This is a genomic window from Clostridium sp. (assembly GCF_036781005.1).
Lineage (GTDB): Bacteria > Bacillota > Clostridia > Clostridiales > Clostridiaceae > Clostridium_B.
Genome location: NZ_DAIQBT010000025.1, coordinates 33,132 through 44,109, shown reverse-complemented (window position 1 = coordinate 44,109; position 10,978 = coordinate 33,132). Strand labels below are relative to the sequence as shown.

13 protein-coding genes and 2 pseudogenes are annotated in these 10,978 nt (G+C 29.3%); 7 read left to right on the top strand and 8 right to left on the bottom strand.

From position 1 onward, the window contains the following. Window positions 1–64: 64 nt before the first annotated feature. Window positions 65–286, bottom strand: a pseudogene (locus V7Q02_RS10930) (transposase); the annotation flags it as partial. Between the two features lie 283 nt (window positions 287–569). Further along, window positions 570–1,586: a DUF5667 domain-containing protein gene (locus V7Q02_RS10925; protein WP_333861053.1), complete on the bottom strand. Its 1,017-nt coding sequence runs from the start codon at window positions 1,584–1,586 to the stop codon at window positions 570–572. A gap of 137 nt (window positions 1,587–1,723) precedes the next feature. Between V7Q02_RS10925 and sigI the strand changes: the two genes are divergently transcribed. The 4 genes and pseudogenes from sigI (at window position 1,724) to V7Q02_RS10905 (ending at window position 5,354) form a co-directional block, all read left to right on the top strand. Beyond that, a complete protein-coding gene (sigI, locus tag V7Q02_RS10920) occupies window positions 1,724–2,410 on the top strand; it encodes an RNA polymerase sigma-I factor (RefSeq protein ID WP_333861052.1) in 687 nt (228 codons plus the stop codon). Then, entirely contained in the window at window positions 2,400–3,347 is a 948-nt protein-coding gene (locus V7Q02_RS10915; RefSeq protein WP_333861051.1) for an anti-sigma factor domain-containing protein, read from the top strand. Before sigI ends, V7Q02_RS10915 begins: the two co-directional genes overlap by 11 nt. Before the next feature lie 317 nt (window positions 3,348–3,664). Next, a pseudogene (locus V7Q02_RS10910) lies at window positions 3,665–4,081 on the top strand (IS5 family transposase); the annotation flags it as partial. 397 nt (window positions 4,082–4,478) lie between these two features. After that, window positions 4,479–5,354: an SDR family oxidoreductase gene (locus tag V7Q02_RS10905; protein WP_333861049.1), complete on the top strand. Its 876-nt coding sequence runs from the start codon at window positions 4,479–4,481 to the stop codon at window positions 5,352–5,354. A 51-nt stretch (window positions 5,355–5,405) separates the two neighbouring features. On the opposite strand, the gene V7Q02_RS10900 is transcribed toward V7Q02_RS10905, so the two are convergent. The 3 genes from V7Q02_RS10900 to V7Q02_RS10890 are packed head-to-tail and all read right to left on the bottom strand — an operon-like array spanning window position 5,406 to window position 6,469. Beyond that, complete coding sequence (locus tag V7Q02_RS10900) at window positions 5,406–5,978, bottom strand: manganese catalase family protein (RefSeq protein WP_333861048.1); 573 nt, start codon at window positions 5,976–5,978, stop codon at window positions 5,406–5,408. Between the two features lie 12 nt (window positions 5,979–5,990). Beyond that, window positions 5,991–6,245 carry a spore coat protein CotJB gene (locus V7Q02_RS10895; protein ID WP_333861047.1) on the bottom strand — a complete coding sequence of 85 codons (255 nt, stop codon included), beginning with the start codon at window positions 6,243–6,245 and terminating at the stop codon, window positions 5,991–5,993. Between the two features lie 2 nt (window positions 6,246–6,247). Continuing rightward, complete coding sequence (locus V7Q02_RS10890) at window positions 6,248–6,469, bottom strand: spore coat associated protein CotJA (protein WP_333861046.1); 222 nt, start codon at window positions 6,467–6,469, stop codon at window positions 6,248–6,250. Between the two features lie 382 nt (window positions 6,470–6,851). Here V7Q02_RS10890 and V7Q02_RS10885 point away from each other — a divergent pair, with 382 nt between their 5' ends. Continuing rightward, complete coding sequence (locus V7Q02_RS10885; RefSeq protein WP_333861045.1) at window positions 6,852–7,334, top strand: spore coat protein; 483 nt, start codon at window positions 6,852–6,854, stop codon at window positions 7,332–7,334. 69 nt (window positions 7,335–7,403) lie between these two features. Here the strand turns inward: V7Q02_RS10885 and V7Q02_RS10880 are convergent, their stop codons facing one another. Genes V7Q02_RS10880 through V7Q02_RS10870 form a run of 3 tightly spaced genes read right to left on the bottom strand, consistent with a single transcriptional unit; the run spans window position 7,404 to window position 9,099 of the window. Continuing rightward, window positions 7,404–8,183, bottom strand: coding sequence for a lecithin retinol acyltransferase family protein (locus tag V7Q02_RS10880; protein ID WP_333861044.1), 780 nt, complete (start codon window positions 8,181–8,183; stop codon window positions 7,404–7,406). A 30-nt stretch (window positions 8,184–8,213) separates the two neighbouring features. Beyond that, window positions 8,214–8,495 (bottom strand): DUF4491 family protein, encoded by a 282-nt coding sequence (locus tag V7Q02_RS10875; RefSeq protein WP_333861043.1) that lies wholly within the window; start codon window positions 8,493–8,495, stop codon window positions 8,214–8,216. Between the two features lie 37 nt (window positions 8,496–8,532). Continuing rightward, window positions 8,533–9,099 (bottom strand): hypothetical protein, encoded by a 567-nt coding sequence (locus V7Q02_RS10870; RefSeq protein ID WP_333861042.1) that lies wholly within the window; start codon window positions 9,097–9,099, stop codon window positions 8,533–8,535. A gap of 739 nt (window positions 9,100–9,838) precedes the next feature. On the opposite strand from V7Q02_RS10870, the gene V7Q02_RS10865 reads away from it, so the two are divergent. Next, window positions 9,839–10,510: a DUF2953 domain-containing protein gene (locus tag V7Q02_RS10865; RefSeq protein WP_333861041.1), complete on the top strand. Its 672-nt coding sequence runs from the start codon at window positions 9,839–9,841 to the stop codon at window positions 10,508–10,510. 91 nt (window positions 10,511–10,601) lie between these two features. Then, entirely contained in the window at window positions 10,602–10,955 is a 354-nt protein-coding gene (locus V7Q02_RS10860; protein ID WP_333861055.1) for a GerW family sporulation protein, read from the top strand. The last annotated feature ends 23 nt before the right edge of the window (window positions 10,956–10,978 follow it).

Genomic DNA, 10,978 nt, shown 5'->3' with positions numbered 1-10,978 from the left:
TTATAGTCTTTTTTTAATGGGACAGGCACCATTAAGTTTATTTTGAACTACGCCGATTTTTCCGGTAATAGGAACACTTTGGATTTACACATTTATGTATACGAAAATGCTTACGATCTTTCTTTGGTGAAAGAGTTTGTCCACAATATGGGCAGATAAATATTATAGGTTTAGTAGCGTGGTTGTTTTCATTGAAATTTTGACCACAGACTTTACACTGATACTGACCTCTATCACCATTGTTATCGTAGATATAGTGGTGAGGAGCACCACATTTTGGACACACAATATTTTCAGATATGGTCAAATGGACATTAACATCTCCAAATTGGGTCAATACTCTTGCTCAACTGACTATATTGTTTGAAGACAGAATTGAAGTTTATATATAAAAATAAGTTAAAAGTTAGGCCTGTACTATTTTGCATAAAAATGAATAATAATAGTATTATTGCAAACAATACTATTATTACAAAGCTACAGTATCCTATTATTTAATTATTCCCTAAAAAATAAAAATTACTACAGAAACGTATCCTATAGTAATTTCCAATTAGTTTTTATCATCTCTATTTTATTTTACACAAATCTGTGTATGTTCTCTTGTTCTCTTTTTTATTATCAGTTACTACATTTTTAGTTTCACTTTTCATAGTTGGTTCTGATGTCTGTTTTTTTGTATTCTTACTGGTTACTGAAGTTGAATTAGTGACAGTGGAATCTGCAGTAGTATCTGTTGTTGTAGTATCAGTTGTGGTTGATGTAGTAGTACTTGTTTCATCTGTTTGTGTATTTTCATTATTTTGGGAATCTTTCTTTGTCTGTTCTTTTGTTTCCTTTATCAATTTACCCACACTTATCTTAGAGGCTTCTTTTTTTGTTTCAATAACTTTTGTGAGATTTTGTTTTTCTATATCTAATGCTTGTCGTTTTTGTTGCAGTAAGTCTTCTGCAGCCTTAATTGTTGTTTCATCTCCTGATTTTTTTGCTTTTTCAATGGCTGCTTTAGCTTCATTACATTGTTTTTTAGTAGTATTATAAACTGTACGTTCTTTTCTTAGGGCTAGTATAGCATCTCTTTTTGCTGTCTGCATTTCTATAACTTTTGCTACTACATCTTTTGCTTTATCTCCAACTTTATTCTGAAGTGCAGCTAATACATCAAGGGATTTTTTTTGTTTATCAGTAATTTTACTTTCTATACATTCCAGTCTTTTGAGTTTGTCTTGATTATCTATAGTTTGATTATTGTTTATTGCATCTTGGATTTTATTTTCAGCTGCGTCCATATTACTCTGATAATCATTAAGGGCTGTGTCCGCAAGATCCTTCTTATTTTTACTTACCATTACCTCGCTTTCACCTAATCTTTCTTGAGCTATTTGAGATAACCTATTTGCTTTTGTTTCATCTGAAAAACATAATGCAACTTTTATACTATCAACTGTTTTATCTGCTGGATATAAAATACTATCTGGTGTTATACCAGCCCGATCTTTTAGAGTTGCTGTATCAGCGGCAAATGTTGTGCCACCTATACTTAATATCATTACTACACTTGCCACTAAAATTGTTGTTTTTCTCATTTTAATCATCCTTTCTACATACGCATTTAACTAAATCATTAAAATATACGATGTCTTAATATATTTTAGGGGGTTTAATGAATTCCCCCCTAAAATTTTTATTTATTGCGTATAATATTTATAGATGGGGTGATTTCATGCAGAATATCAGTCACTTGTTCTATGAAAACAGAAATAAATTTATTAGTGAAAATAAAAACTTTATATATAAATGTACCTATACTGTTTCCAAAAGATATCTTCAATGGGAAAATGATGACGAACTAAGCATTGCTTTAATTGCATTTAACAAAGCTTGTGATAGTTATACAGAATCTAAAGGAAACTTCTATGCATATGCAAAAATTATAATTAGAAATGCATTAATTGATTATTTTAGAAAAAATAAAAATTCACCTTTGCTTACCTTTGATAATGGTGATTATATCATGGAAAAATTAGATAACAACAATTCAATATCCAAATTTGAATTAGAACTGGAAAATAAAAATAGAGCAGATGAAATTATTGAATTAAATAAAGAACTTATAAAATATAAAATTGATTTTACTAGCCTTGTAAATAATAGTCCCAAGCATAAAGATACAAGAAATAATGTTCTAAAGCTTGTTTTGAAAATATGTAATAATAGTGAGATTAGCAATTCCATATTAAATAATAAGCAATTACCTGTTAAACGAATATGTATGTATACTGGATTCAATAAAAAATTTATTGATAAATGGAGAAAATATATTATTGTTTTATTTATAATATTTAACAGTGAAAATTTTCTTTACATAAAGTCTTATTTAAATATAAAAGTAGGTGAAAATGATGGGTAAAAAAGAGGGGATAGTAATAAGTATAAATGGAAAATATGCTAATTTGCTTACTTCTTGTGGTGAATTTATAAAAGTAAACTGTAATGGAAAGAAGCCTAATATTGGAGAAATATTTAAAGGAGATGAAGTTTTTCATAATTTTTTTTATCTTAATGGGAAAGTAATAGCAGCTGCAGTATGTATAATGTTTATATTATTTATAGGTGGAGGTGCTAAGGCTTATTATAGTCCAGTAGCTACAATTCTGGTAAATATAAATCCACATATTGAATTAAAGGTAAACTTCTTAAACAGAATTATTTCCTCCAAAGCATTAAATGATGATGGCAGTAAAATATTAAGTCAGGTAAAAATAAATAATGTTAATATCAATAATGGTTTAAAAATAATAATTGATGAATCTAAAAAAGATAAATTTATTAATGAGGATTATATCAAAACAAAAACTATTTCTGTTAATATAAGTGGTAAAAATATAGATATTTCTGAGTTTAAATCAAATATAGAAACTTCTAATTTAAATGTTAAGATTCAATCTAATGGTAATATAATTTTAAATAAGAACCCAAATAAGAACTTAAATAAGAACTCAAATAGTAGTTCAAATAGCAGTACAAAGATTACCAATAATGATACATTTAATAATCCGTTGAATAATGTAAAGTCATTAAGTAACGAAAATAATAATAAAGAATTAAATAGTAATATCAATAAGAACAGTTCTTTGGAAAAAAATGGTTATGTTAATGGAAATAATTCTACCTTAGATAAAAATAATGATGGAAGGCAAACTAATTTAAGACAATCACAATATTTAGATAGTAATAGAATTAAAGAAGAGCAAAATTCTCAGAAAAGAATTGATAAAAATGAGGATAATAATTCCAGTAAAGACAACCTATCTAAACAAAATTCCAATTCAAATGGTCATAAATAAAACATTAAGACCTGAAAAAAATAAAATCATAAGTGCTTAATTTTATTAAAAAATCTGAAAGTATCAAGTGATTCAAAGGTTCAGGTGGAGTTTATTCATGAGGAATATTTTTCCTTACTTGAACCTTTTTCTTATTGTATGTTTTTATTATAATATCAAGTTGTAGGCAAATTCTAAAAGAGCTGACCTTGACACAATAAAATAGACAGAAAGAATCCATAATTATCTTAACTTTTCTTAGGGGATGCCTGAAAACTTTAAATTGCATAAAAGTCAAATTGTTGGTAAAATAAGAAAAAAACTTGGAGATTAATATTATGGCACAAAAACGTTATGAAATGTCGGATGAACAATGGATTGAAATTAAAGATTTATTCCCGGTAGCTAAAACAGGACGCCCTCCTATTGACAACCGTCTTATGTTTAATGCAATCCTATGGATTGCCAGAAGTGGTGCTGTCTGGCGTGATTTACCGGAGCACTTTGGTTCCTGGAAAACTGTATACAGCCGGTTTTGTAAATGGCGTGATGACGGTACTTTACTAAATATTTTTCAGACCCTAAATGAAGAAGCAGACTATGAAAATTTAAGTATTGACTCTACTTCTGTAAAGGCTCATCAGCATAGTGCAGGAGCTAAAAAGGGGCAATAAATCATGAGTTCAACCAACACATTGGAAAGAGTCGTGGTGGAAATACGACCAAAGTACATGCCAATTGTTGATGGGTTAGGCTATAATGGACCCAAAATTCAGACAAAAAAAGTTGAATTATAGTTAGGTTCTCCATAAAATTTTTAATAAGGATGGTGAATCAGATGAAGAAAAATTATAGTAATGTCATAATTGGTAATTAAACTAAAAATTTTACTAAAGTTTAAGATGCTTCAAAAATGGAGAATCACCTACCAAGGTTAAATTTACCGCAAAATTAAAATTGGATGTCTTATTGTGTATTAGATATTAGAGTTATTTTAACTAATTTTTTATATATACAAATATTGTTTTGGGAATAATTATTGTATAGAATTATTTAGAAGTTAATGGTTTAGCATATTTAATGAATTATACTTTTTATAGTTATCCATACTAATATTAATTGATTGTAAAATAATATTAGGAGGATTAGCATATGAATAATGGATTTTACTTAAATTTTCCAAAAGCTGTTCCAGAGCAGACTCAAAGTAGACATCCGGGCATAGAATCTCAAATGAATCCGAGGCCTGTATTTGAAGATCCAAGCTATAAAGGCGGCAATAGATTAAAAGACAAGGTAGCATTGATTACAGGAGGAGACAGCGGCATAGGAAGAGCTGTGGCTGCAGCTTTTTCAAAGGAAGGTGCTGATTTGGCAATAATTTATTACGACGAGCACGATGATGCCAAATACACAAAAGAAATTGTTGAAAAGAATGGGAGACAATGTGTGTTGTTTCCAGGAGATATTTCAGATGATAATTTTTGCATAAATACAGTGAAAAGTGTAATAGATAAGTTTAGTAAGATAGATGTATTGGTAAATAATGCTGGAGTGCAATTTACTCAAAACAGCATTGAGGACATAACAAATGAACAGATGGAGAGGACTTTTAGAACTAATATATTTAGTATGTTTTATCTTACAAGAGCGGTGTTACCTCATCTGAATCCCGGAAGTTCTATAATAAACACCACATCCATAACTGCTTATGATGGCAATGAAACACTTTTGGATTATTCCTGTACAAAAGGAGCTATAGTATCTTTCACTCGTTCTATGGCATTATCTTTGATAGATAGAAATATAAGGGTTAATGCGGTGGCACCAGGACCTGTATGGACTCCGCTTATTCCATCATCTTTTAGTGCCCAGCGGGTAGGCAAATTTGGTTCAAACAGTCCTATAAAAAGACCAGCCCAGCCAGTCGAGATAGCGCCTGCTTATGTATTTCTTGCTTCAATGGAATCTTCCTATGTTACAGGTGAGGTCATACATATAAATGGAGGACAATTTATAGGAGGATAAAAAGTTAAGGGTTAAGGAGAAATTATCCATAACCCTTATTTTTAATTCTAATTAAAAGCACTTTTTAGTATCCATAAGGTCTTGTACTTGTACTAGAGCTTCACCAAAACGTTGAAAGTGAACGACTTCCCTGGCCCATAGAAATTTTAGAACATCTATTATATCCACATCGTCTGTTAATTTTATTAGATGTTCATAAGTTGTTCTGGCTTTTTGTTCTGCGGCCATATCCTCATGAAGATCTGTTATAGGATCTCCTGTGGCTTGAATATATGCAGCTGTCCATGGAACACCGTTGGCATCTGTAGGAAAGGTGGCTTTTCCATGTTGAGTATAATGAGAAGCTAGGCCTGCTTCCTTAAGTTCATCTATAGTCGCATCTTTTAATAACTGGTATACCATTGTGGCTATAATTTCCACATGAGCTAATTCTTCAGTACCTATGTCTGTAAGTAATCCTTGGGTTTTACCCGTAGGCATGGTGTAGCGTTGGTTTAAGTATCTGATACCAGCACTTAATTCCCCATCGGGTCCTCCGTATTGAGCCACCAGATATTTTGCCATTTTTAAGTCTTTACACCTTATATTTACAGGATATTGCAGTTTTTTTTCATAAATCCACATATATAATACCTCCTATATGTCAGATTCCCAAGGCCAGGGTTCGTTTACCCATGTCCAAGGGTACTGACTTTGGGAGAAACCAAAATTAAATAGAGCACCAAAGTTTAGTTCATATTCTCTTATAAGTTTCATAAGTTGTTTTGAAAATGTATTGAAATCTGATAATGCTTTTTTGTTATCGGGAAAGTTGTCTAAAAATATACTTAAATCTAGAGTAGCAAATTCCAATTGACGAATTTTATTCAGTAAACTTTCACGGTTATCCATGTTTATTTTCCTCCTACACAATCTTCATTTTCAGGATAAGGCATAACAAGATTTGGAAATACAGTACCTTTTTTTAATGCTATATTTAAAGGAAGCAATCCTATATAAGGTTGCATAGGGATATATGCTCTTGCAAGCCTTCTTCCTGGAGATGGAGGAAGATTAGAATTACGCATAAACTTTGGATTTACATAGGGGATAAATCTTGAATACAATATTTTCACCTCGTATATTTTCTCTACAATGATAATATATTCAACGCTGTAAATTGTGTTAACGTAAATTATTTCAAAGGTATGTCTTGAAAAATTTATTAATATAGAGGTTTTAAATATATTGGTTTAATGATATAATCATGTTAAATGATATATTATAATGACTAATTTAATAAACAAGTTTGTGTAAACTCCTATAAATGTTTTTCACTATATAATTTGTGTACCCTCCAAATTTATATATTTATTATTTACAGGGAGTTTACATAAATCTTCTATATATTATACGATTAAGTAACTAGTTTTGCTTCAAATAAAATATATTTTATTTGAAGTTTTTTTTGTATAAATTTATCATCTGGGATACATAATAATTTTGGAGGTGTTTTTTATGTCAATGAATTTAGCTAATGCGGTAAGCTTAAGTAATAAGGAAAGATCATTGTTAGAGGATCAGAAAAGTCATGAGGCCATGTGTGTACAAAAGTATACTAATTATGCCAGCCAGGCCAGAGATTCACAGTTAAAACAGTTGTTTTTAAATAATGCTTCAATTGAGCAGGAACATTTAAACAGTATCAATACTATGTTGCAGGGACAGTTGCCCGATATGAACAATAAGCAAAGTACAAACAAGGCAAATCCTAATATGAGTACTTCCTCATCTGCAGGAAGCCAGGTTTCTGATGCAGATATGTGCAAGGATATGCTTATGACAGAAAAGTATATTTCAGGTACATATGATACTTCTATATTTGAATTTAAAGATACAAATGTTAGGAATATACTAAATCATATACAGAAGGAAGAACAACAACATGGAGAATCCATTTACAAGTATATGGAAAGCAAAGGGCTATATAGTATCCAGTAAAAAGCTTTCAGTATTAAAGTAGTGATTTAAATAAGAGTTATGGGAGATACCGCCTATAACTCTCGATTTTTATTGAAGATTTATGCCAAGGGATGTAATTATTTTTATTTGAACCATTTGTTTCTGGGATAAGTTTTCCAATTGAAGAGATTCTGAATAATTAGTCTTACACCATATGGCAAAATGCTCACAATTATTTTGCAGTAAATTATAATTTTTTTCTCCTAATCTTGTTTTTGCTCTTTCTACAGTTTTTTCCCCATTGAACAGTGGAGTATTTTTTATATTTAAGATAAAGTAGTTTCCTTTTTTAAAATAAGGTTCCATATCTGTTTCCTGTATTTTAGCATCTAAGGCGTTACTTGTACTGTTGCAATAATGAATAACTTTGTTATTGCCTATATATATTCCCATGTGATCATATTGATATTCCATAAATTTTCCGGTAGTTCCCACTATATCCCCATATTTAGGTTCTCCTATAGATTTAAATGTTTTGATTTGCTTATGTTTTTTTACTTTAAAATATGATATGTTATTCTGGTCTGTTTCAACGGAAATAGTGCTATTTTCATGGAATCCATCTACAGGGGGATTTATCATAAGAATTTTACCATCAACACTTAAAAATACATAGGCATAAATATTGTTATTGTTCTCATCTTTTATAGAAATATTTTTTATGGAATTAGAATTCAATTTAGTTTTATTATTTAAGGGAATTTGAATTTGGCTGTATTTATAAATATAGGTTATTTTATCTTTTACTATATAGCTTCGGTATATGAGAATTAAAAGTAAAGATAAAATTAATACCCCTAGTAATTTTATAAAAAGATGTTTTTTCATTTTTAACCCCTTGATATTTTAAAAAGTATATTAATGGTTTTTTCTAGGGAACCACCCTTTTTCTACTCTTTTTTTTTGTTTAAACAACTCTAACACTCCCCAAAGAAAAATAAATCCTAAAATTCCCAAGAATGCAGATAGTATATTATTTTTCACAAGAGCAGAAATTATCATACTGGAAATACTTATAACTAAAAATACAGGCCATATGCGTACTCCAAAATGATATTCACCCTTTATTACAGCAATATGACCAATACCTGTTAAAAGTAATACAAATAGTCCTACAATGAATCCATAGTAATTAAACATATGAATACCTCCTTAAAATTTATATGGTACAATAACTTTAGGGTATAAATATTTTCACCTTGTTTTCTATGAATTTGGCTTCATCATATTGAAGGTATATGTTAGCATAAATATCATTTACAGAAGACGATATTATGTTAGTACCTTTTAATCTTATCATTTTATATCTAGCTATCTTTTCGTATTTGGGGTTTTCTTTTTTAGTAGATATTATTTCTAAAGAATTTTTTTTAAAATCTATAAGGCTAGGTTTTTTGGCAGTTCCTATATTTACAGTACATATTTTCACATCATTATTTAATTTTTGTTGTATATAATTATCATTGGAAACTGAAATTGGAGATAGCTCTTTAGTTTCAGTAATTTTATCTGTAATGTTTGCTTCTTTAGGAGATATAATCCATATTAAAAGAGGAAATACAACCAATAAAAATATGCACAGCATACACATTACAATTATATTTACAATCATTCTTTTTATCCAGTATTCCAATAACTGTTTTTCATCAAATTTTTTATTTTTTAATTTTTTATTTTGTCTTTTAAATAATAATATGCCTAATAAAATGCTAAGTAATGCGGATAAGTATAGAAAAAAAAGCATAAATCATCCTCCTCGTATAATATGACTATAGATATCTATAAAACAGTTTGTACGACTGTTCTTTGATAATTTTATAAATTGACATAAAAGATCTGAATGGATAGCTGCAAAGTTTGTATCATAAAAATCACATTCTTTGAATAACTTTCAGGTATTCCTGCTAAACTATTCTTGGTTTAGTTAAACAGGGTTGGCTCTAGCACCATCCTGTAGCTTCGCTTACTGAATTACTACTCGTTTAAGACTGACACCTTGAATTAGTGGAGATACTACTTACTCGTGTGCTGTTCATGCTGAACTATTTTTCTAAACTAATAGCAAAGTTTAGCATTGCATCCTAATAGCCATGGCATAGTTCTAATATGCGAGGGTGCAGTACCCTAATTCGCAAAGGATTAATCTGTAAGTTACTGGCCAATAATTATACAGAAAAGAGTGATTTTTATGTTCAGTACTTTAATCGTAGGAATTGATGTTAACAGTCAATCCAATTCGGTTTTCTTTATGGATTCAGAAGGTACCTGCCTCCTGAAAAAAGCATTTTTTGTGCATAATGACACTAGGGGTGCTTTAAAGTTGACTTTATATAAAGTTTATCAGAAACCACATTAAAAATATATATGATATACTATTTTTTAAAGATATTAATGTTAAGTTGATTTATCCTGAAATGAAATCAGGTAAGGGTTTCAGGTTATATTAAACGGGAGGTGTATTTCATTTGATCTTTTTTAAAATAATGGGAATTATATTATTTTTAATGGTGATTTTTTTCATAACTGTAATATCAAATAAGTTAAAGTATAAAATTAAACTAATCTATAGGGATTGTAAAATGAACTATAGTATAAGGATAAGCTTTTTCTTCAATATTATAGCTATAATGGCAGAAGGCACTAATGAGAATGTGAGAATTTTTGTAAAGGTAATGTTTTTTAAAAAGAAGTTAAAAACGGATTTTAAAAAACAAGGACAAAATAATGTGGATGTAGGAGAGAAAGTGGATGATACGCCTTTTCATATAGTAAATACAGTTAAAATGATTTACAGGAATAGAGACTATTTGGGCAAATTTATATCTATAATTAAACCTGAATCCATAAAGATAGAGGGGATTTATGGATTTGAAGATCCTTATATAACAGGAATATTAAGTGGATTTATAGCAGCTGTTTCTTTACTTTTACCTGCACACTCTGTAAAATTAAAGTCTGATTTTTTCAATAAAGTCTTTAATTTAAAAGTAAAGATTCAGGGAAGAACAAGAATTATACTTTTAATTGTTTTAGTATGTAAATTTCTTATATATAATGTTTATGAAAATATTATGGTTAAGTTAAAAGATAAAAGATTAAGTATGAGGAGAACTAGATTCAAAAACAAAAAGTTACATAAAGTAAAGTTGCATTAGAAATTACGAAAATGAAAAATATATATTTTAAATTTATATGTATTTGACTATAATTAATAATAAAATGATTAATGAGAGAGAGGTAAAATTGATGGATATAAGGGAAAATGCAGAAGTATTATTTTCAAAATTAGAAACTTTTTTTAAAACAGAAACAGTTGTAGGCAAGCCTATAAATGTGGAAGGTATCATTTTAGTACCTTTTATCACAGTAACCTTTGGATGTGGAACAGGAGGAGGAGAAGGCTCTGATTCTGGAAATAATCAGGAAGGGGGAGGATCAGGACTTGGAGCAGGTGCAAAGATAACTCCAGATGCCGTACTTGTAATAAAAGATGATACAGTTAAAATACTGCCTATAAAAAATAAAGCTAATATTGATAAGCTTGTGGAATTAGTACCTGAAATAATCTCTAAAATAAGTAAAAACAAAGGAAAAAGTTAAATAACATCCTCCAAGTAAGTAAG